This is a genomic window from Kibdelosporangium aridum, assembly GCF_900176515.1.
Lineage (GTDB): Bacteria > Actinomycetota > Actinomycetes > Mycobacteriales > Pseudonocardiaceae > Kibdelosporangium > Kibdelosporangium aridum.
This window is the reverse complement of sequence record NZ_FWXV01000011.1, coordinates 424,166-444,952: the sequence shown is the minus strand read 5'-3', so window position 1 is coordinate 444,952 and position 20,787 is coordinate 424,166. Positions and strand designations below refer to the sequence as shown.

The window sequence follows — 20,787 nt, the reverse complement described above, 5'->3', positions numbered from 1 at the left end:
CCTCACGCCGTCGCGGGAATTGTGCTGGGGACAATGGCTGTGCGTGCCGCCCGGCTGGCGAGCAGCGAGACACCGAACACCACGTGCGCGGCGACAATCGGGTAGATGGCGAGCCGTTCGAACAGGCCGATGGCGATATTGATGCCACCTCGGACATCGATCATGAACGCGGCGAACCCGAGCAAACCGATCACGCCGAGCACGAGCAAGGCTCGCGCGACTCCCCGTGACATGCCCAGGCGGCCACGGAAGGAGGCCGCGAGGATCGACAACAGGTTTCCGCAGACGATCGTGGTCTGCGCACCGATCAGGTGGTACAGGATCTGCCCGTTGTCGATGCTGGCCTGCGAGCCCTGGAACGGTGGCGGCCTGGGTACGGCGAAACATTGACTTGCTCCTTTATGGATTGCCAGGAGTTACGACTTGCGGGACAAGCCTTTGCCGTTGGGGCCGGGGCGCATCGGGCGCCGCAGCTTGGTGGCGCTCAGGCTCGCCGTTGGTCATCGCGCCGATCGCGATCGGGGACACGTCGAGACCGGTTTTGCCCAGCTTGATGTAACGCATGAGGCTGCCTCCGGGGATGGTCTACCCCGAAACGGAGAGTTCTCCGCTCGGGTCGTCACGCTAGCGGAGAGTTCTCCGTTTGGCAACGGGAGTGGAAGGGATCACATGGCGCAGCGCAGCGCCTCGTCGACTGGGCGCCGGAACTGCTCGAGCAGGACCCACCGCTGGTCGCCATGCGCAAGTGGTTCGAACGGCTCGCGGGCTACATCCGGATCAAACGCGGCCTCGGCGATGCGCTGACCCCAGACGACGTCCTGCTGGTGATGGGAGCCGTATGGCGGACACCGTCGGGCCCAGCAGGCTGACCGCCTGCTCGACCTGGTCATCAACAGCGTCCCACGCTTCCCTCGATCTCAGTGCAGGCGCGGACACGCAGTCGGGTCGGCCAAAAGTACTAGATGGATTTGTCTTGGACTGCAGGCACTTTCGTCGCGCCATACGCTCCAATCATGGTTACGTCATCGAAGAAAATCACCCCACCGGTTACCGTCGTTGCCGCGTTCTTCGGTTTTCTCGTTTCCACGGTTTCGGCGCTGGTGTCAGCCGGCCTACTGCTCGGGGCGCGGGAAGAGCTCGCCAATGCCCTGCGTACGTCGGACACTCAGATGACCGAGGAGCAACTTGATCAGGCGGTTACCGTCGCCCAGGCGTTCGCCGTGGGCGTCGCGGTGCTGGTCGCGTTGTTCTACCTGTGGCTGGCGTTCAAGCTCAAGGCCGGCCGCAACTGGGCGCGAGTCGTGCTCACTGTGGTCACGTTGCTGCAGGTCGCTTCGTTGTTCACGACACAAGGCAACTCGTTGTGGGGCTACGGCAGCTGCGCGATCGCCGTTGTGGCACTGGTGCTGAGCTACTTGCCTGCGTCCAACGAGTACATTGCCGCTGTCAAGCACTCCAGGTGAGTTGCCGCGAGAATCGGTGCCATGACAGCAGCCGGACCGCGGGCGCGGCGGAGCGTCTTCGTCGCGGAGATCGTCGTTTTGACTGTGGCGATCGCCGTCGACACGGTGCTCGCGCTCCGGCAGGGCCGGCCGGACAACGCCTTGGCTGCCGGGTTCGTGTCCATGGTGGCGTCCGTCGGGCCTGCGGTCGCCGTGCTGGCCGTGTTACGGCGTCGGTTTCCCCGCCGTATCGGCAGGCTTGGCGCGGCAGTCACAGGACTTTCTCTGGTGAGTACCGCGTCCACTGTGGTCGCAAGCAATCTGGGACTGCAGCGGACAGCGGAGCCCATGGTGACCGAGGTGCTGGCTGCGGCGTTGTTGGCGGGCGCGGGTTGCCGGCGGTTACCACCGCTTCAGGCAGGAACGCTCGCAGCTGCCACAGGGCTGGCAGTTGTCGCGGCGCCAGTCCTGCGCTACGGCATCGACTCACCGGTGGCGCTGGTGGCGGTGCCAGCTGCGCTGATGTGGGGTGTCGCGCTCGCGATGGGGCTCGTCCTGCGGGACGCCGACACCCGTCATCTACGCGAGGTCGAACAGATGCGCACAAACGAACGACTGCAACTGGCCAGGGAATTGCACGACCTGGTGACCCACTACGTCAGCGGAATTGTGGTGCGAGTGCAGGCCGCCAAATCGCTCGCCGGACGGCCGGACGTTCCCGCCCAGCATCCCGCCGAGGTGTACGGCGAGGTCGAGCAGGCGGGGACGGAGGCGCTCGTGGCCATGCGCAAGCTCGTGGGTATGTTGCGTAGCAACGAACACGCCCTCCCATTGCCCAGTTCGAGCCTCGGTGACATTGTCCGCTCGGCTACGTCCGAAGCCGAGGAAGTGGACATCCCCGAAGACGTGAACGAGATGCCCGTGCCGCCGGAACTGGCGAGCACCATCCACCGTGTGATGCTGGAGGCGACGACCAACGCACGGCGGCACGCGCCACAGTCCAGCGTCACGGTCGTGGTCCGGGTGGCGAACGACGAGATCGTGCTCGATATCTGCAACGACATGACCTCGACCGTCGAAAAGCCACCGGGATACGGTCTGGTCGGGATGACCGAGAGGGTCGCGGCACTGGGCGGCACGTTGACCGCGGGGCCGCAGCCCGGCAACCAGTGGCGTGTCACTGCGCGCCTTCCGCTCGACGAGACAGCGCTGCCGCGAGGAGTCTGATGCCCATCCGTGTTCTTGTCGCCGACGACCAAACGCTGGTGCGCACCGGTTTCCGGCTGATCCTCAACGCGGAGCCGGAGATCGAGGTGATCAGCGAGGCCGCCGACGGGCCAGCCGCGGTGAAGCTGGCGCGGCAACTGCGGCCGGACGTCACGCTGATGGACATCAAGATGCCAGGGCTTGACGGGATCCGGGCAACGCGGATGCTGGCGGGGCCGGAAGTGCCGGATCCGCTGCGAGTCGTGGTCGTCACGACCTACGACATCGACGAGAACGTCTACGCGGCCTTGCTTGCCGGAGCGTGTGGCTTCCTGCGCAAAGATGCCGGGCCGCGGTTGCTCGTCGAAGCAGTGCACGCTGCCGCGAAGGGCGAGGCCATGGTGTCGCCTTCGGTCACTGTGCGGCTGCTGTCGCATTTCACAAAGACGCCTGCGCAGCGGTCCGCATCAGCTGATGTCGCTTTGACCGCGAGGGAACTGGATGTCGTGCTGGCTGTCGCGAAGGGCAGCACGAACGCGGAGATCGCGGCTGGTCTGGACATCTCGCTGTCCACGGTGAAATCGCATCTGGCGAGCGTGCAAGGCAAGATCAAAGCCCGCAACCGCACTGAAATCGCCATCTGGGCGTGGCAGAACCAGCTAGTCAGGTGACTCGCACGACGAGGGTACGGGTCACCATGTCACCGAACCGCTGGTTGCGCGGTGTCACGGCGATCAGCACGGCACCAAGCAGACCGAGGAACAGTCCGTCCACGACCATCAACAGCCACCGCAGGAAATAGTCACGCAATGACGGTTCGCCGCCCTGCAGTGTGACGATTCTGAGCCCAAGCCACCGCATGGCCGGTGTGGCACCGCCCATGCTGCGTGGATACCAAATCCCGAACCAGAGGTTCGTGGCGATGAGCGTCAGGATCCAGGCCGCGAACGGGACGATGAGCAACACCTTGCCCCGTGCGCCGAATTCGGTCGACAACACGGCAAACCCGAAGCACGCCAAGAAGACCAGCAGTGCCAGGACGAACGACAAAGCCTGGTCGATGATGTACTGCAGGTACCGCCGTCCGACGACGGTCCTGCTCGTGTCCACTTCGGACTTGTCGGGGTCAACGGACGACGACGCCCTGAGCAGCTGCACTGAACGCTCTACTTTGCCCATGCGCACCCCCGCTCGGTCAGTAGGTACGCCGGATAGTTACCCCCACGCTCCGCGGGCAAATCATGGATCCAAGTCCGTAGTGCGGATGCGTGGAACCCAGCGGTCGCTCGTCCCTACTATCCCGAGATAGCCCTCTGACCTGGGTAAACCGTCAGATCAGAGGGCTTTCGCGTCCGTTTGGCGGGACCGTCAGCCGTAGCACGCGCCGACGGAGATGTTGACCTGGGTCGAGGTGATGCTGCGGCCCTTGTCCGACGCGACAAAAGCGGCGACATTGCCCACGTCGGCCATCGTCGCGGCACGCTTGAGCGGCGACGCGTCAGTGATGCTCTGCCTGGCGCCGGCCCATTCGGGAGTGTCCGGGAAGGTGTCGACGATGCCGCCGGTCAGCAGCGTCACCGTGCGGATGCCGTGCGGCGCCAGCTCCACCGCCCACTGCCTGCGCAGCGATTCGATGGCGTCCATGCCGACCTGCACGTTGCCGAGGCTGGGGCTGGTGTTCGCGTTGTCCGACCCGCCGAAGAACAGCAGCACTCCGGACTCCTGCTTGACCATGTGCCGGGCCGCCGCTTTCGTGGTGATCAGCTGCGTGGTCAGGCCTTTGGCGATGGCCGCGACGAAGTCTGACGTCGAGATGTCGGCAAGAGGCTGGAAGATCGCCTCCTGGGCGATCAGGTTGATCGAGATGTCCACGCTGCCGGTCTTCTCCACGACGGCGTCGATGTGGTCGTTCACCGCGGACGCGTCCAGCGCGTCGACCACGGCGGTCTCGGCCTGACCGCCCGCGGTGCGGATTCTGTCCGCGACCGTCTCGAGCTTCGCCGGTGTCCGGCCGGTCAGGAAGACCCGCGCGCCCTCGGCGGCGAAGGCACTGGCCATCGCGCCACCGATCGAGCCGCCGCCGCCGTAGATCACCGCGGTCTTGTTCTCCAGCATCATTGGCTTCTCCTTTCGTTGCCAGAGAAGCTATGGCCTGGGCACATCGGTTCACATCGGTCACGTGACTGGCGTACGACTCCTCGCCGGAGGCGGCGATTAAGTCATTCGAGTCCCAGCTGTGCCAGTTCGATCCGTCTGGTGACACCCAGTTTCGGGTAAGCGCGGTACAAGTGGTGGCCGATCGTGCGCGGGCTGAGGAACAGTTGCGCGCCGATCTCCTTGTTGCTCAACCCGGTCGCCGCCAGTCGAACGACTTGCACCTCTTGCGGCGTCAGGTTCTTCAGCGGGTCGTCGGCGACTGGCTCGAGCGTCGGGCGCTCACCCAGCGCGGTGAGTTCGCTCGTCGCGCGCGCTTCCCACGTCAACGCGCCCATCCGCTTGAACCCGGTCAGCGCGGCGTCCAGCTCAGCTCGTGCCTCGCTGCGGCGGCGTCTGCGGCGTAGCCATTCGCCGTAGAGCAACTGGGTTCTGGCCTGGTCGAATCGGCCGCCGTGCTTGGCGTACAGGTCGAGCGCGGCCCGGTAGTGTTCCTCCGAGTCCTCGAGCATCGCCTGGCAGCGCCGTAGCAACGCCGTCGCGACCGGACTGTCCACGTGCACAGCCCACCGTTCGAACTGCGTGAACTGATCGGCGATCCGGTCGGGGTTGCCGTCGCGAACCGCCGCCTCCACCAGATCCGCGACCGCGCGGATGGGGAAGTCGTACTTGGCAGGACTCACGCACGCGGCGTACAGCGCATCGAACGCCGCGCGATACCGTCCCGCAGCGAGATCGAGCAGGCCAAGGCCCCAGTACGTCACCGCAGTGCCGACGGCGTGCCGTCCCTCGAGAACCGGTAGCACCTCGGCGGCCAGTTCACGGCATCGCGGTTCGTCACCCATCACCGCGGCCAGCCACACGGACGTCGCCCGCAGCACTGCGACTTCCATGTTCATCCCGAACTCGGTGCTGAGCGCCACTGCCTCAGCCAGGCAAGTCTGCGCCGTGAGGAAGTCACCGCGCAGCGCCTGGGCCAACGCGACGACCTCCTGCGCGTACGGAATCCAAGTCAACGCACCGCTGGCTCGGACTTCTGCCAGAAGCATCTCCATCACCGCGATGGCCGCTTCGTCCTCGGCCAGCATCAGCCCGCTGAACCCGGCCACGACCCGGTGCACGAGGTCCCCGTCGTCGTCCTCGCGACCGGCCTTGATCATGGCGCGGAGCGGTCCAACGGCGTTCTCCGGCCTGCCGCTCAGCAGATCTCCCCAGCTGATCTGCGCGTCGGCGGAGGCACGCACGGTGGACTCCGGCCGCAGCCGCAACTCGGCCATCAGCCGTCCGCCCTCGGCGACCAGGGGCAGAGCGCCCGCGTCCCGGCCGGCGCACATCATCTCGGTCAACATGACGACCGCTCGTTCAGGGTCACTGTCCATGATCAACCGTGCTGCCTCGGACGCGAGCGCGGCATCCGCTTCGGGGGACGTCCGCTCGTATTCGATCTGGCCACGCAGCAACGTCACCTCCGCGATGACGCTCACCTCGGTGGTGAGGGACGTGACTTCGACAGCCAGGCGCGCCGCGCGGTCGGGTTTGCCCGCGTCGTAGGCGGCAAGCGCGGCCTTGGCGATACGACGCGCCTTGAGCTCGGGATCCACGCTCAACCGGCCTGCGCGGTCGTACGCGGCGGACACGGCCATGGCCCCGCCGCGGCGTTCTGCCCGTAGCGCGGTCCGTTCCAGCTCGGCGGCCACGGCCTCGTCGGGCTCGGTGGTGGCCGCCGCGAGGTGCCAGGCACGACGGTCGAGGACGTCCGGGGCGGTGAGTGCGTCGGCGAATGCCCGGTGGACCGCGATCCGCTGGTGGTGGGTGGCGCACTGATAGGCGGCGGCACGCACCAGCGGATGCCGGAACGCCAACTCCCCGTCCGACACGCTGATCAGACCTGTGCGTTCGGCCGCGTCCAGGTCGGATATGTCCGCACCGACGGCACGGGCGACGGACAGCACCGTGTCCATCCCGGCGAAGCGGTCGGCCGCGGCGACCAGCAGGATGGACTGGGACGCCTCGGGCAGGCTGACGATCTGTTCGCGGAACGTCTCCTGCACTCGGCGTGTGACTGGCAACGGGCCGACTTGGTGCGCGGGCTCCGCACGGCCCTCACGCTGCGCGGCCAGACGTGCCGCACCGAGTTCGAGCAACGCGAGCGGGTTCCCGTTGGCCTCCTCCAAGACCCGTGCACGCATCGGCGCTGTCAACCCAGGGCTGCTGTGATCGAGCAAACCGGCCGCCGCGTCCGACGACAAGCCCGGCAGCCGCAACTCCTCGATGCCAGGTGTGTGAAACGGTACTGCCGTGTCGCGGACCGCGAACAGCATCGCGACCGGGTCCGCCTGGAACCGGCGAGCGGCGAACAGCAACGCGTCCGACGACCCGCGATCCAGCCACTGCGCGTCGTCGACCAGACACAACAACGGCTTCTCCGCCGCCAACTCGGCGAGCAACGTCAGCGTCGCCGCACCGATCAGGAAAGGGTTGGTCGCCGTGCTGTCACTCAGCCCAAACGCGGCCCGCAATGCGGCTGCTTGCGGGCCCGGCAGCACGTCAAGCCGATCCAGATGCGGATACAGCAGCAAGTGCAGAGCACCAAACGCCAGTTCGGCCTCGGACTCGATGCCGACGCCGCGCAACACGCGCATGCCGTGAGCCGTGGCCACGGCATGATCAAGTAGCGCGGATTTGCCTATCCCCGCCTCGCCTCGGATGACCAGCGCCGCGCTGCGACCGGAAGACGCCTGCCCCAGTAATCGCTCGACGTGGTCCCGTTCCCCATCCCGGCCGACCAACATGGCACCAGAGCCTAGCTGCTGGAACCGTGCGGAAATCGTGCGTGGGATCGATCCTGGCGCGCCCACCCGGATGCAGCGGTAATCCCAGCTCAGGTTGTCGCGGGCGTGACGCAGGGCCGCGCCTGCTGGTCTTGTGCGTACGTCCGTTCACTGGACGTCATGCCTGCTGTTTCTGACTGTTGATCGTGGACGGCAATGGTCTGCTTGTGTCGGCTTCCGCCGCGTCGGCCACGGCTTCAGCAGCCGCTTCGGCAGCGCGTGCGGCGTCGTCGGCTGCTTGTTCGGCAAGGCCGTCCGGTGCCGCGATGTCGCGGGTGGCTGATGACTTCGGCAGTGCTTCGGTGAACGCCTTGGATATCCCGGACAGTGCCGATGTGACCTCGCTCGGGATGACGAAGAACGTGTTGCCTTGTCCCTGGGCTAGTTGCGGCAGCGTCTGGAGGTATTGGTAGGCCAGGAGTTTCGGGTCGGGGTCGTTGCGGTGCACGGCTTGGAAGACCTGGTCGATCGCGCGGGCTTGCCCTTCGGCCTTCAGGATCTCGGCTGTCCGGTTGCCTTCCGCGCGCAGGACCGCGGCCTGCTTGTCGCCTTCGGCGGTGAGGATCTGGGATTGCCGCTGACCTTCGGCGCTGAGGATGGCGGCACGCTTGTCCCGTTCGGCGCGCATCTGCTTTTCCATCGCGTCTTTGATGGTTCTGGGCGGGTCGATCGCTTTGATCTCAACCCTGTTGACGCGGATACCCCATTTGCCGGTGGCTTCGTCGAGGACTCCGCGCAGCTGGCTGTTGATGGTGTCGCGGGATGTGAGCGTCTGCTCAAGATCCATGGAGCCGACGACGTTGCGCAGTGTCGTGACGGTCAGCTGTTCAACCGCCTGCAGGTAACTCGCGATTTCGTACGAGGCGGCGCGTGGGTCGGTGACCTGGAAGTACAGGACGGTGTCGATCTCGACGACCAGGTTGTCCTCGGTGATCACCGGCTGCGGTTGGAAGGAGACGACCTGCTCGCGCAGGTCGATCGCTGGATAGACTCTGTCGATGTACGGGATGACGAAGTTCAAGCCTGGCTGCAAGGTCCGGTTGTAGCGGCCGAGCCGCTCGACGTTGCGGGCACGTGCCTGCGGGACGATCCGGACGGCGCGCAGGACGGTGAAGATCGCGAGTACGGCCAGTACGAGTCCCGCGATGAGCAGAGCTGAGATTTCCATGGTTCACTCCCGTGGGTAGACAAGTGCCGTGCTGCCGCTGATCTCCATCACGTCGACGACGGTTCCCTTGGGGATGACCAAGGTTTCGTCGTAGGCGCGGGCGGTCCATTCCTCGCCACCGATCCGGACCCGGCCGCCGAGGCCGGTTACTTCTTCGAGGACGTAGGCGGGTTTGCCGACCAGAGCGTCCACTCCGAACCGTTCGAGTTGGGGCCTGTGCATGTGCCGCAACGCGATCGGCCGGATAAGGATCACACCCGCTGTCGCCGCGGCGGTGAAGACGATGAGCTGGAAGGGCAGTGGCAGGAACGCGGCGGACACGGCGGTGACGAGCGCGGCCGCGCCCAGTACGCCGAGTGCGGCAGTGAGGGTGAAGATCTCGGCGACGACCAGTACCACCGCGAAGATCAGCCAGATGACCCATTCGTCCATGGCGACGCCTCCCTGTGCTCCATGGTCGTGCGTGGGATCCGGTTGAACAAGGTGGTCACACGGCCACACTGACGGCTGTTTGGTTGCCGGAACCCGGCAATCAACGCGCCGCTTTGGTCAGCGCGACAGCGCTGCTGATCGCTGCGACGTGCGTAGCGGGTGCTGGGAAGCAATCCAGGATCCGCCCGGTCGCCGGGTTGGTGCGTTCGCCGTGCAGGCCAAGGGAGTTCGCTGTGGCGCTGAGTGCCTCGTACAGCATGTCGGCTTGCTCGACCAAGCCTTGGCCGAGCAGGTTCTCGACGAGTAGGTAGCCATAGCGCACAAGAGCACAGTGCCCTTCTCGCAACGGTTCGAACGGTTGACTGCGGAAGGCGTTGTCGCCGCCGTCGGCCTCATCGACCAAGCCGATCGCGTGGAAGGCGGCTGCCGCTTCAGCAGACCCGGAACGGCTGATTCCCTGCAACAGCAAGGCGGATCGGCGGACCATGTGGTCGTGCGGACCTTGATACGTGATCGCGTCGGTCCAACGTCGCCACGCGGCGGCCGTGTCGTCGATCAGGCGCTCAGGTGGGAAGGGCGGGCAACTGTCGTTCCAGCGCAGCAGAAACCACAGATCCTCGCCCGCCGCCACGGTGATTGGTGCCCCCAACTGCCGGTCGGTGATCACGTGAAAGGTGCTTTCCACGCACAGGGTGACGTGACCTTCCAGCACACGGAGGTATCGCAACAGCTCTCCACGGGGGACTGGAGGTTCGCCGATGCGGTCTGCAGGAGGACGCACAGTGAAGGCGTCGGTCACCTCCACCACGCCGGCCGGGCCGTGCATCTCGGTGACCAGGACATTGGTGTCTGGCAAGTAGTACTGCCTGCTGCCGTGGAGGTGCTCAACGGTGATCACGAAGCTCTGGTCGTCGACGACAAGCGCGTCTCCGTCTTGCGAGACGGACATATGACGGATCGAGCCGTCCCGGCCGACGAGGGCCCATTCGTGGCCGTCGCCGATGAGCCCGTGGTCGGCGGCGGGCAGTGGAGTAGTCGCAGGACGCACGGGTTCGATGGTCGCCGCGGCCCGCGCGGCGGACTAGGCGCTGTTCCGGCTACGGTCAAGGCCAGTTGGTTGCCGGATACCGGCAACAACGAAGGAGGTTCTCATCGTGACCGACCGAGTCGACGTCCCCGCCGTCACCAGACGTGCCGCCCAGGATGCCGGTGGCGTCTCCTCGGAATACCTGGCCGGATACATCGAGATGCTGGACGCGGTGAGCGTGACCGGGCGCAGGCTGGCGCGTGACGAACTGGAATCACGCCGTGCGCTTGGCGCGAGCGCGGCCGAACAGGGCATTCCCCTGCGTTCGCTCGTCGATCTCTACCTCAGCGCGAACTGGCTGGTGTGGCGGGAGCTCCCCGCTGTCGCGTCGGCCTCGGACAAGCGCGAGATCGCCAGGATCGCCGAAGCGATTCTGCGCGCCGCGGACGATGCCGTGGTGGCACTGGCCGACGGGTACGACGAGGCGCAGCGGTCGACGCTGCGCCAACAGGAGGCCGAGCGGCGCGAATTCATCGATGATCTGTTCTACGGCCGCAGCGACTTGGGCCGCCTTGCCGAACGGGCCGAGCGCTTCGGATTTCGCCTCGCGGGTACGTACGTTGTCACGGCAGCGAAGGCAGACGAGCCGTTCACCGACGGTGACGCGGTCACTCGCCGCATCGAATCGCTTCTGCTGCGGCAGTTCGACACACGCGAAGTCCTGGTGACGACCAAACAAGGGCTTCTGGTGTGCATCGCACCCGGATCACTCGCCGGCGTGCCGGCGGAATTCGCCCGTCACCTGGATGTCGTCCTGGGCGTGCGCCAGACGTGGCAGGTCGCGGTCGGCAGGCCCCACCCCGGCCCGGGCGGGATCCTTCGCTCCTACGAGGAAACTCGTGGCGCGCTCGAACTCGCGGCGTCGTTGGGCTTGGACACCCGCGTGCTGAAGGCCACGGACCTGCTGGTGTTCCAGGTGCTGTTCCGGGACCGAGCGGCGATCATCGACCTGGTCGGTACTGTCTTGGGCCCGCTCGATCAGGTCCGTGGCGGTGCACAACCGCTACTGGCGACGCTGGCGGCCTACTTCGCCGAACGGGACAACGCCACCGCGGCGGCTCGGCGTCTGTACCTGAGCGTTCGAGCCCTGACCTATCGACTCGACCGGATCAAACAGCTCACCGGACAGGACCCACGAGACCCCGCGCAGCGCTTCACCCTCGAGGCCGCGATTCTCGGTGCGCGGTTGCTGAACTGGCCCGAGCGGCCACTGCAGGTCTGAGATTCGTCGCGCTCGAGTGGACCGCATCGGTTAAGGTACTCCGCAGGTGTGCCGGGAAGCCTGGTCGGCGATGTAGTTGCTGCCGACCGCGGGAAGGTGTTCCTGTTGCGTGCTCATGAACTCGCGTCGAGCTATCCGACTGTCCGGCCTGATACACCCGTCATCGAAGCCGCGCGGTTGCTGGCTGGCCAAGACCTGCCAGGCCTGATCGTGGTCGACGACCGTGGTGCACCGTGGACGATCCTCGCGGGCACACAGGTGTTGCGGCTGGCGGTGCCGCACTACTGCCAGGACGACCCCAACCTCGCCCGAGTCATTGACGAGGCTGCCGCGGACGTGTTCCTCCGTGGTCTGGGAGAGCGGACCGTCCAGGAATCTCTCCCGGGTGAGCGTCCCGAACTGCCGGTAGTCCATCCAGATGCGACGGTCCTCGAGGTAGCCGCTGTGATGGCGCGGACGCGTGTTCCTCTTGTCGCGGTGGCGGAATCCGATGGTGTCCTGCAAGGTGCGATCACGCTTGACTCGCTGCTGGACCGGGTGCTTGCCCAGTGACCGTGGTCGCCTGGCTGGCGATCGTTGTTTTCACGGTCGCCTACATTCTGATTGCCACGGAGAAGGTCCATCGCGTCGCGGCCGCCTTGGGCGGCGCCGTGCTGATGCTGGTGCTCGGCGCGACGAACGCCGAGCACGCGTTCTTCTCCGAAGAGTCCGGTGTGGACTGGAACGTCATCTTCCTGCTGTTGGGGATGATGCTCATCGTCGTGGTGCTGCAGCGCACCGGCGCTTTCGAGTTCGTCGCCATCTGGGCAGCAAAACGCGCGCGTGGACGTCCATTCCGAGTAATGGTGCTGCTGGTGGTGGTGACGGCGGTCGCCTCGGCTGTGCTGGACAACGTCACGACCGTGCTGCTGGTCGCGCCCGTTACATTGTTGGTGTGCGAACGACTTGCGGTACCGGTGGCGCCGTACTTGATCGCTGAGGTGCTCGCGTCGAACATCGGCGGCACCGCGACGCTTGTCGGCGATCCGCCGAACATCATCATCGCAAGCCGGGCGGGTTTGTCCTACAACGACTTCCTCATCCATCTGGCTCCCATCGTCGTGGTCCTCATGGTGGTGTTCATCGGGCTGTGCCGGTGGCTGTTCCGCCGCGCTTTCGTGGCCAATCCGGAGCGCGCGGAGGCAGTGATGGCTCTGCGTGAGCGGGACGCGATACGTGATGTGCGGCTGCTGGTCATCAGCTTGGTGGTGCTTGCCGCCGTGACGGTGGCATTCGTGCTGCACACCGTTCTGCACCTTGAGCCCTCTGTGGTCGCCTTGATCGGCGGGCTGGTGCTGCTCGCGTTGTCGGGGTTGAACGCGGAATCGGTGGCCAAGGACGTGGAGTGGCCGACGCTGGTGTTCTTCGCCGGGCTGTTCGTGATGGTCGGTGCGTTGGTGAACACCGGAGTCATCGACACGCTGGCGAAATCCGCCACCGAGGCGACCGAAGGGCGGCTGATGCTGGCGTCCGGGGTCTTGCTGTGGGCGTCGGCGGGGATCTCCGCGATCGTCGACAACATCCCCTACGTGGCCACCATGAGCCCAGTCGTCGCCGACCTGGTACAAGCCAACGGTGGTGATTCGGCGCAGGTGTTGTGGTGGTCGTTGGCGCTAGGCGCGGATCTTGGTGGCAACGCAACGGCTGTCGGCGCGTCGGCGAACGTCGTGATGCTCGGCCTGGCGGAACGGTCGGGGCACCGCATTTCGTTCTGGCAGTTCACCAAGTACGGACTCGTGGTCGCGTTCGTCACCATCCTGATCTCGACGGCGTACGTGTGGTTGCGCTACTTCGCCTTCGCGGCGTGACCCCCGAGATCTGGCGGCTGCCACGCCCACAGTGGAGCCATGGCGCGGGGGAGTATGCGGTGCCATGTCGACGATGGAATCATCCGAAGTAGACCGTTGGTGGCCAGTGTCGCGGTGATGCCGCTGCCGGTCATTTGGCGGCCGGTGCGGCGCGCGTCGCGGGCGATTCTCTGGGTTCGTGGTCGTCGTTCCTGGTCGTAGTGGCGAAATGCCTCGGGGATATCGGGTGTCCGTGTGAGTGCGGCGGCCAGCGTGACCGCGTCCTCAATGGACTGAGCGGCGCCTTGCCCGCGATCGGGACTCATGGCGTGTGCGGCGTCGCCCAGCAACGCGACTCGTCCGGCGGCGTACGTGGGTAGGCGCGGGACCTCGTGGATGTCCACACGGCGGATGTCCGTCGCCGGAGTCGCGTCGACCAGACGGGGGATCGGGTCGTGCCAGTCGCCGACGAGGCGCAGTGCCGCGAGCCGCTCGTCGTCGTGACGGATCGCTGGCGCGTCGGCCGCGGTGCCCAATGCCCAGTAGATTTGGTCTTGCGCAACCGGATGGATGAGGAAGTAGCGTCCGCGTCCGCTCGTCATGCTGCCGATGAAGTCAACGTCCTTGAAGGCGCTGGTGTTCAGCAGACCCAGCCAGGCGGTGTAGTGCAGGAAACGCGGGACTGTGCCGGGGAACAGTTGTTGCCGGATCGGGCTGTGGATCCCGTCGGCGGCTACCACGAGATCGGCGGTCAGTTCTCCGGCGGAGTGAGTGACGGTCACGCTGTGATCGTCCTGATGGACGTCGGTCACCTCGATTCCCGTTTGTAGCCAGCTCGCCGGAACTGCCTGGAGCAGGAGGTCGTGCAGGCGCGCTCGGCGGATCGCGATCAATGGCGGAGTACCAGCCGCCGGCGGGTGAAGCAGGTGCCCGCCGTCGGTGGTACGCAGATTGTGTGTCGCCCAGGTGGGCATGCCGATTGCCCGAGCCCGATCACCCAGCCCGAGAGCATCAAGTGCGCGCACCGCGTTGGGGGACAGGGACAAACCAGCACCGACCTCGGCGATGGCCGGTACACGTTCCAGAACGGTGGCGGTCCAGCCGATCCGCTGGAGGGCGATGGCGGTGGCCAGTCCGCCGATACCGCCGCCGACGATGATGGCTGACCGGGTCATCGGTTCTTCCTTGTGGTTGAGGGAGGTGGCGGGGCGTTGTCGAATGCCTTGGCCATCCAGTCGAAGACTTCCTGGGCCTCGCGTATCCGTTCGGCTCGTGCGTTGCGAGCGCCGAACATGTCCAGCCCGTCACGGGTGATGTCGAGAAAGGCAGTCATGCCGTCGATTTGCCGCTGGACCACTCGTTCCCATGCGTTCCGGTCGACTCGGTAGAACGCCGTGCGCTGGCCGGGACGGCTGCTCCGTACGACGAACCCCATGGTGATCAGTACTCGCATGTTGGTCGTCAATGACGCCCGGCTCGCGCCGATGGCTTCGCAGATCTCACCGGCGGATTGCTCAGGTGGGTCGCACACCATGAGCCAGCCCAGGATGCGCCCCGCCATGGGCGGAACCCCCTCAGCGGCCAGGTACATGCTCACCCGTTCCACCCAGTTCAGCAGCTCGTCGCGGCCAGGCGTCATGCTAGCTATTTCACAACATTGTGAAACTGATAGCAAGTGATGTCACTGGTCTGGTGTTCCTTGACGCAGCGTGAGGCGCTGACAGGAGAAGAGGAGGGCACCGTCGGCCCCACAAGCTGGGCAACGTCATCTGGCCCGAGGTGCCGTGACCGAATGCAGGCTGGTTGCTGCCGCCACTACTACGCCGGGATTGATCCTTTCGGACAACTCCCAGCGTGCGGGCAGCGGTGATCTAGTGTCCTTTTTTCTCGATCGCCCGCAGTGCGAGAGCGATCAGCACGAACGCGCCGATCAGGATGAGCGGGAAGACGATTTCAGGCATAGCGTGAGCCGTTCAGTGCAGGGCTTCGATGACCGTGACCGAAATGGTAGCGCCTGGTCACGGCCAGACGAAGTAACGAAGCCAGAGGTACGGCGCGGCGATCAGGATTGTTATCGCCGTGACGATGATGCCTTTCTTGGTGAACTCCCAGAAGCTGATCGGTGATCCGGCTCGGGCGGCGATGCCCAGGACGACGACGTTGGCGCTGGCGCCGACCGCCGTCGCGTTGCCGCCGAGGTCCGCGCCGAGTGCGAGTGACCACCACAGTGCCTGGGACTGGGCCGGGTCGGCTACTCCTGCCGCGAGTTGTTGCACCAGCGGGCTCATGGTGGCCACGTAAGGGATGTTGTCGATCACGCCCGACAGCACCGCGGAGACACCAAGGATGAGCATTACGGCGAGCAGCGCATCACCGCCGGTGGCGTCGGTGGCCAGGGTGGCGAGGTGGCCGATGACACCCGTCTTGACCAGTGCGCCGACCATGATGAACAAGCCCGCGAAGAACAGCAGGGTTTCCCATTCCACGCTGGGCATGTAGTCCTTCGGGCGCAGGCCGGAGACCAGTACCAGCAGACCGGCGCCGAGCAGCGCGACCACGGACGGCTCGATGTGGAAGGCGGAGTGGCCCACGAAGCCGATGAACACGGCCAGCAGCACGACACCGCATTTGATCAGCAACCGTGAATCGCGGATCGCTTCCTTCTCGTTGAGTGCCATCACTCCGGCGACCCGGTCGGGGTCGGCGGTGAACGAGCCGCGGAACAACAGCGGCAGGATCAGGGTGAACACGATCAACTCGACCACGATGATCGGCGCCATGTGGATCAGGAAGTCGTTGAACGACAACCCTGCCCGGCTGGCGATGATGATGTTGGGCGGGTCGCCGATCAGGGTCGAGGCCCCGCCGATGTTGGACGCGAGGACTTCGGCGATCAAGAACGGCACTGGGTTCACCGCGAGCCGTTCGCACACCAGGAGTGTGACCGGGGCGATCAACAGCACCGTGGTGACGTTGTCGAGGAACGCGGACGCGATCGCGGTGATCAGGACGAGCAGGATCATCACGCGCAGCGGTGAGCCGCCCGCGCGTTTGGCCGCCCAGATGGCGACGTATTCGAAGACACCGGTTTTCCGCAGCACACCAACGATGACCATCATTCCGAGCAGCAGGAAGATGACGTCCCAGTCGATGCCGGTCTCGTGGGAGTAGAAGGCGTCTTCGGAACCGACTACACCGAGCGCCAGCAGGACGGCGGCGCCGCCGAGCGCGGCCATCAGGCGATGGACCTTCTCGGTCGCGATGAGGATGTAGGCCACCACGAACACGGTGACCGCGACGGCGATCACCGGGCGCTCCTCACCGTGGCAGGGCGTGCTCCAGCAGCCGGGACGCGGTGATCACGCCGACGATCCTGTCGTTCTCGACCACAGCGACCAAGGGACAACGCATTCGTGCCATGACCGCGGCGACTTCGATGATCGTGTCGTCCGCCTCCGCGACAGCCAGTTCCGGCCGTTCCTTCGGCAGCAGTTCGCGCACGGTGTGACCGGACAGTTTCTCGGCGACCCGGTCGGCGAACTGCTCGTCGATCACCCCGGCCAGCGCCGGATCGTCCTGCACGTAGCTCGGCACCAGGAACCTCACCACCTGGGAGGCACCCAGCACCGAATGCGGCTTGCCGTCCTTGTCGGTGACGACCAGGCCCGGCATCCGGTGTTCGCCCAGCAGCCTGGCTGCGTCCAGTGCGTCCGCGTCCAAGCTGGTGACCGGATACTCCTCGGCCATGGCTCGTGCTTGCACATTCACAGCGTACGGCCGAAAGGCGGCTCATGCAGGTTCCTTGTCGTCGTCTTTACGTGCGCCGGTCGGCAAGTTGTCCGGTGGTTCCACTCGCAGCGCCTTGGCAACCGGAACGTCGGTGGAGGAATGCAGCACGATCGACAGCGCGATGGTGACCGCGACCAGGTCGAAGACGTGTTCGCCCGCTGGGATCCCGGCCTGAAGAGCGAGCAGGCCGTAGACCACCGAAGCGAACCCCTTGGGCCCGAACCACGCCGCCGCGGTGCGTTCCCGCCTGGGTAGCGGTGTGCGTAGCAGGGACAGCAACATGGTGGCCGGGCGCACCAGCAGGATGGCCAGCACCGCTACCGCCCAGTCGCCGACGCTCAGATGCGAGATGCGTTCGGGCGTGATCAACGCTCCGAACACCAGCAGCGCACCGAACTTCGTCAGTTCGGACAGCAGATCACCGAGCGGCTCGAAGTGGTGGGCCGCGGTCCGGTCGAGTGTGGCCAATGTGGACCCCGCGATGAACGCGGCCAGGTAGGGATTCGCGTGTGTCAGGTCGCAGGTCGCGAACAGGGCCACGGCGATGGCCAGTGGTCCGAGCGCCTGCAGCCGGGGTTCGGCGGTGAGGATCTTCAGCCGCCACGCCACCGCGACGACTGCCGGGATGGCGATGCCGAACGCCAAGCCGAGCGCGAGTTCCACGCCTACCTTGCCGAGGTCTGATTCCTGTCCATTCGCGGTGGCCAGGAAGATCAGCACGAACGGCAGCGCGAGGCCGTCGTTGAGGCCGGATTCCACGTTCAGCAGCCTGCGCAGCCGCAGTGGCACGTCGTCACGGCCGACGATCGCGGAGGCGAACACCGGGTCGGTGGGGGAGAGGATCGCGCCAAGCAACAACGCTGTCGGCCAGTCCAGCCCGGCGAGGAAATGGGCGGGCACCGCTATGCCGATCATGGTCAGCGGCATCGCCAAGCCCAGAGCCCGGCCGGACAGCCGCCAGCCCTCCTTCAACGCGGGCAGGCTCGCGCGCTGTCCGTCGGTGAACAGCACCATGAACAAGGCAATGTCGGCCAACCCGGTCACCAGCGGACCAGTAGGCGGGATGTCGACCAGCCCGAACCCGCCTTGCCCGATCAGGGCACCGGCGAGCAGGAACATCAACGCGGTCGACAAGACCGTCCGGGCGGCTACACCGGACAAGGACACGCTGATCAGCAGTACGACACCAAACGCGAGCACCAGCGCCACGCAGAAGCTCCCTGTCGTTGAACCACACTCCCCAGTGGAGGGTGGTGCCGACCAGACTTCCCGGCACGCCGCGCGTAAAGATGCCGCAAATACGGGCCGAGAGCAAATCAGGCCCGCCGGGACTGTGGTCACCCATGACCGCGGACGTCCCAGACGACGACGGCAACCTGACGGTCCCGCTACGCGATAATCATGAGGCTGACGTCGAACTGCTGACCGGCGGCTACGGACCCGCCTACGCCCGTTTCCACGCGCCGGATTGGCACGGCACACCCGGGATACGCTGCCCGATCGGGCTAAAGATCGATGCGACCGTAGTGACGACGGCAGCGCACTGATCAGCCTGGTGTTCTGTCAGTCGCGGGCATGCCGCTGTGGCGATTCCGGGCTGGCGCCTTCGACAACATGCGGGAACACCTACAGCGCAAGCACGCCGAGGCGCTGGCGCAGCCGGATGCGCCTTTCGTGGGAGCCGGATGGCGCTACTCGGGAAGGCCGGAGATGGTCAGCTTCATGGCCTACCGCGACCTTCCCGGCGTCATCGACTGGTTTTCGCTTCGCGCTGTGCGACTGGTTGACGCCACCGGCAACTACCTCGACCGGTCGCTCAGCGAGATCGTCGAGGTGATGAGCGACTGGCGCGATCTCGACAATGACGACATCCGCGGCCTCGCGCCCGGTGAGCCGCCAATAGTCGTATAGCGCGGCCAATCGAAAGGGCGTTGCGAGCCACCGCGGTGGCGATCGCTTCTGGGATTGCCGGGAACGCGTCCTATGAGCTCATCAAGGCGGTCGTCACGTAAGGCGATTGCCCTCGGCTCGACCTCGACGAGCTGTCCGCGGATGGGCAAGTCCGGGTGGCCGGATCCGTCAGACCGAAACGCTGAGGCCAAGCCTGGCTTTTCCGGCGGTTTTCGCTTCCAGCGTCCGTCGCCGAGCGGTCACCTCGTCGGGATCGTCGCCGAACACCAGCAGTTGCACGGTGCTCTGCCGGACTGGATTGTCCGTGCGTGCCGTGTCATGACCGGCAACGATGAGCAGGCCGTCGGCGGCCAGCACCGGACGCACGTGGTCGAGCAAATCGGTGAGCGGCCCGGACACCGTCAGTTTCACCGATTCAGCGGGCTCGTCGAGGGCGTCCTGCCGGATGGACTGCAGGGCCAGCAACGGGATCGAGCCGCTGGTGATCCGGAAGTTCAGGTCGAGCACGACCTGCCTGCCGTCCTTGGTTCGCGCGCAGTCAAGGCTGCACAGGCCGCGGTAGCCGAGGTCGGCGGCGCGCTGGGTGATCGCCAGGCATTCGGCGAGTAGTTCGGCAGGCGGATCGGTGACCGCACCGAACCTGCCACCTGCGTAGACGCCGGTCACGTCGACGCGTTGTTCGGTCACGGCCAGCAACCGGGCCCGTGCGTCCGCTCCCACGTAGAACTGCAGTCCCCAGTTGTGCTGGATCTGCAGGTACTCCTCGACGACGAACTCGTCGAGCACATCGGTGAACCCGGGCAGCTCGATGTGCTCCATGGCTCGGTGCAGGTACACGTCGAGGCTGCCGCCGTGTGCGTCGTTGGTCGCGGCCTTGAGCACCCAGGACTTCTCCGCTGGTGCCGCCGCTGCGAGTTGATCGCGTGTCACGGTGCTGCGGTCGGCTTGGAAACGTGGGTCGACCAACGTGGTGATGCTGGCCTTGTTGTTCAAGTAACCGACGAGGCGCGCGCTCTTGAGCGAGCGCTCGTCCGGACATAACGCGGTCGGCTGTGGATACTCCATCGACAGGAGCAGACCATCGGATATCGCTTCCGTTACGCGGCAAGCGAATTCCGCTTCGCTTCGGAACTCGCGCAGGTCTGTGCCAACCGGAAGACCGCTGTCGCGCAAGTGCGCCAACAAGTCCGGGTCTGTGCCGCCGGCACTGCAGATCACCGGCGTGTCAGCCGCGACAGCAATCGGTCGTGCGGAGACCACGTCGCGGGTGTGCCGATGCCTGCTCGCCCGCTCGCTGGCGGGCAGCTCGGGCCGCGCACATACGGCGATGCCCGGGCCGTACACATTGGTGAGAGAGCGAGGAGCACTGACAGCAGGCGGCAGTTCGACGGGAACGCTAATGGACGATCTCCTGTGGAGTGAAGGGACCGGCCGAACCGACCATGGCCCGCGGGCGGAACCGGGATGGCAAGACGCGATGTCGCGGCCCACCGCCCAGTCCTTTGAGGACATTCAGGCGTGCTGTGCTCAGCGGACCTTCTCCGGTATGTGGTCCAGTGCGTCCAGAATGCGCTCCGCGAGTTCGAGCGAAGCCTTCTCACCGAGCTTCGAGTGTTTTCTCAGTGTGTCCTTGACCAGGTTGACGCGTTGGTCATAAAGGGACGTGTAGTCGACAGCAGTGGTCATCAGGTCTCCTCGGTCGTGCGGACGGCAGATGGA

The 20,787-nt window shown here is 65.8% G+C and carries 23 protein-coding genes and 1 pseudogene; 9 read left to right on the top strand and 15 right to left on the bottom strand.

Annotated elements, in window-relative coordinates; genetic code table 11:
* Positions 1 to 2 precede the first annotated feature (2 nt).
* Together B9C43_RS44760 and B9C43_RS57895 are read right to left on the bottom strand one after the other, a co-directional pair.
* Positions 3 to 272: a hypothetical protein gene (locus tag B9C43_RS44760; protein ID WP_143447042.1), complete on the bottom strand. Its 270-nt coding sequence runs from the start codon at positions 270 to 272 to the stop codon at positions 3 to 5.
* 127 nt (positions 273 to 399) lie between these two features.
* Complete coding sequence (locus B9C43_RS57895) at positions 400 to 564, bottom strand: hypothetical protein (protein WP_200825993.1); 165 nt, start codon at positions 562 to 564, stop codon at positions 400 to 402.
* A 173-nt stretch (positions 565 to 737) separates the two neighbouring features.
* Here B9C43_RS57895 and B9C43_RS59765 point away from each other — a divergent pair, with 173 nt between their 5' ends.
* From B9C43_RS59765 to B9C43_RS44745, 4 genes are all read left to right on the top strand, one after another.
* A complete protein-coding gene (locus B9C43_RS59765; RefSeq protein WP_268811617.1) occupies positions 738 to 869 on the top strand; it encodes a hypothetical protein in 132 nt (43 codons plus the stop codon).
* 144 nt (positions 870 to 1,013) lie between these two features.
* Positions 1,014 to 1,463, top strand: a complete 450-nt coding sequence (locus B9C43_RS44755; RefSeq protein ID WP_033383022.1) for a hypothetical protein — start codon at positions 1,014 to 1,016, stop codon at positions 1,461 to 1,463.
* Between the two features lie 21 nt (positions 1,464 to 1,484).
* Positions 1,485 to 2,669, top strand: coding sequence for a sensor histidine kinase (locus B9C43_RS44750; protein ID WP_084433425.1), 1,185 nt, complete (start codon positions 1,485 to 1,487; stop codon positions 2,667 to 2,669).
* Positions 2,669 to 3,319 carry a response regulator gene (locus B9C43_RS44745; protein ID WP_033383020.1) on the top strand — a complete coding sequence of 217 codons (651 nt, stop codon included), beginning with the start codon at positions 2,669 to 2,671 and terminating at the stop codon, positions 3,317 to 3,319. Before B9C43_RS44750 ends, B9C43_RS44745 begins: the two co-directional genes overlap by 1 nt.
* Here the strand turns inward: B9C43_RS44745 and B9C43_RS44740 are convergent.
* The 6 genes and pseudogenes from B9C43_RS44740 to B9C43_RS44715 form a co-directional block, all read right to left on the bottom strand.
* The gene (locus tag B9C43_RS44740; RefSeq protein ID WP_084433424.1) at positions 3,312 to 3,827 is read right to left on the bottom strand and encodes an RDD family protein; all 516 of its coding nucleotides are present in this window, start codon (positions 3,825 to 3,827) and stop codon (positions 3,312 to 3,314) included. The two genes, B9C43_RS44745 and B9C43_RS44740, sit on opposite strands and share 8 nt — an antisense overlap.
* Before the next feature lie 189 nt (positions 3,828 to 4,016).
* Positions 4,017 to 4,766, bottom strand: a complete 750-nt coding sequence (locus B9C43_RS44735; protein WP_084433423.1) for an SDR family NAD(P)-dependent oxidoreductase — start codon at positions 4,764 to 4,766, stop codon at positions 4,017 to 4,019.
* A 101-nt stretch (positions 4,767 to 4,867) separates the two neighbouring features.
* Positions 4,868 to 7,594, bottom strand: a complete 2,727-nt coding sequence (locus tag B9C43_RS44730; RefSeq protein ID WP_084433422.1) for a helix-turn-helix transcriptional regulator — start codon at positions 7,592 to 7,594, stop codon at positions 4,868 to 4,870.
* Between the two features lie 346 nt (positions 7,595 to 7,940).
* A pseudogene (locus tag B9C43_RS44725) lies at positions 7,941 to 8,801 on the bottom strand (SPFH domain-containing protein); the annotation flags it as partial.
* Between the two features lie 3 nt (positions 8,802 to 8,804).
* On the bottom strand, positions 8,805 to 9,233 hold the full coding sequence (locus tag B9C43_RS44720; protein WP_084433420.1) for an NfeD family protein: 429 nt from the start codon (positions 9,231 to 9,233) through the stop codon (positions 8,805 to 8,807).
* 100 nt (positions 9,234 to 9,333) lie between these two features.
* Positions 9,334 to 10,281, bottom strand: coding sequence for a glycoside hydrolase family 15 protein (locus B9C43_RS44715; RefSeq protein ID WP_084433419.1), 948 nt, complete (start codon positions 10,279 to 10,281; stop codon positions 9,334 to 9,336).
* Positions 10,282 to 10,387: 106 nt separating this feature from the next.
* Between B9C43_RS44715 and B9C43_RS44710 the strand changes: the two genes are divergently transcribed.
* The 3 genes from B9C43_RS44710 to B9C43_RS44700 are packed head-to-tail and all read left to right on the top strand — an operon-like array spanning position 10,388 to position 13,389.
* Positions 10,388 to 11,542 carry a PucR family transcriptional regulator gene (locus tag B9C43_RS44710; protein WP_235039218.1) on the top strand — a complete coding sequence of 385 codons (1,155 nt, stop codon included), beginning with the start codon at positions 10,388 to 10,390 and terminating at the stop codon, positions 11,540 to 11,542.
* 48 nt (positions 11,543 to 11,590) lie between these two features.
* Entirely contained in the window at positions 11,591 to 12,094 is a 504-nt protein-coding gene (locus B9C43_RS44705; RefSeq protein WP_200825974.1) for a CBS domain-containing protein, read from the top strand.
* Between the two features lie 2 nt (positions 12,095 to 12,096).
* A complete protein-coding gene (locus B9C43_RS44700; RefSeq protein WP_200825991.1) occupies positions 12,097 to 13,389 on the top strand; it encodes an ArsB/NhaD family transporter in 1,293 nt (430 codons plus the stop codon).
* Here the strand turns inward: B9C43_RS44700 and B9C43_RS44695 are convergent.
* The 5 genes from B9C43_RS44695 to B9C43_RS44675 form a co-directional block, all read right to left on the bottom strand.
* Complete coding sequence (locus tag B9C43_RS44695) at positions 13,368 to 14,543, bottom strand: FAD-dependent monooxygenase (protein ID WP_084433418.1); 1,176 nt, start codon at positions 14,541 to 14,543, stop codon at positions 13,368 to 13,370. The two genes, B9C43_RS44700 and B9C43_RS44695, sit on opposite strands and share 22 nt — an antisense overlap.
* On the bottom strand, positions 14,540 to 15,007 hold the full coding sequence (locus tag B9C43_RS44690; RefSeq protein WP_033383003.1) for a GbsR/MarR family transcriptional regulator: 468 nt from the start codon (positions 15,005 to 15,007) through the stop codon (positions 14,540 to 14,542). Before B9C43_RS44690 ends, B9C43_RS44695 begins: the two co-directional genes overlap by 4 nt.
* A gap of 379 nt (positions 15,008 to 15,386) precedes the next feature.
* Positions 15,387 to 16,676 (bottom strand): ArsB/NhaD family transporter, encoded by a 1,290-nt coding sequence (locus B9C43_RS44685; RefSeq protein WP_033383002.1) that lies wholly within the window; start codon positions 16,674 to 16,676, stop codon positions 15,387 to 15,389.
* Between the two features lie 10 nt (positions 16,677 to 16,686).
* Positions 16,687 to 17,130 carry a CBS domain-containing protein gene (locus B9C43_RS44680; RefSeq protein ID WP_084433502.1) on the bottom strand — a complete coding sequence of 148 codons (444 nt, stop codon included), beginning with the start codon at positions 17,128 to 17,130 and terminating at the stop codon, positions 16,687 to 16,689.
* A gap of 27 nt (positions 17,131 to 17,157) precedes the next feature.
* Positions 17,158 to 18,366, bottom strand: a complete 1,209-nt coding sequence (locus B9C43_RS44675; RefSeq protein ID WP_084433417.1) for a cation:proton antiporter — start codon at positions 18,364 to 18,366, stop codon at positions 17,158 to 17,160.
* Positions 18,367 to 18,500: 134 nt separating this feature from the next.
* Here B9C43_RS44675 and B9C43_RS44670 point away from each other — a divergent pair, with 134 nt between their 5' ends.
* Both B9C43_RS44670 and B9C43_RS44665 read left to right on the top strand, forming a co-directional pair.
* A complete protein-coding gene (locus B9C43_RS44670; protein WP_084433416.1) occupies positions 18,501 to 18,704 on the top strand; it encodes a hypothetical protein in 204 nt (67 codons plus the stop codon).
* Positions 18,705 to 18,732: 28 nt separating this feature from the next.
* On the top strand, positions 18,733 to 19,068 hold the full coding sequence (locus B9C43_RS44665) for a hypothetical protein (RefSeq protein ID WP_084433415.1): 336 nt from the start codon (positions 18,733 to 18,735) through the stop codon (positions 19,066 to 19,068).
* Between the two features lie 168 nt (positions 19,069 to 19,236).
* Here B9C43_RS44665 and B9C43_RS44660 read toward each other — a convergent pair whose 3' ends face one another.
* Both B9C43_RS44660 and B9C43_RS57890 read right to left on the bottom strand, forming a co-directional pair.
* Positions 19,237 to 20,412 carry an ATP-grasp domain-containing protein gene (locus B9C43_RS44660; protein ID WP_143447041.1) on the bottom strand — a complete coding sequence of 392 codons (1,176 nt, stop codon included), beginning with the start codon at positions 20,410 to 20,412 and terminating at the stop codon, positions 19,237 to 19,239.
* Between the two features lie 183 nt (positions 20,413 to 20,595).
* Positions 20,596 to 20,754, bottom strand: coding sequence for a DUF6307 family protein (locus B9C43_RS57890; protein WP_200825973.1), 159 nt, complete (start codon positions 20,752 to 20,754; stop codon positions 20,596 to 20,598).
* Positions 20,755 to 20,787: the final 33 nt, after the last annotated feature.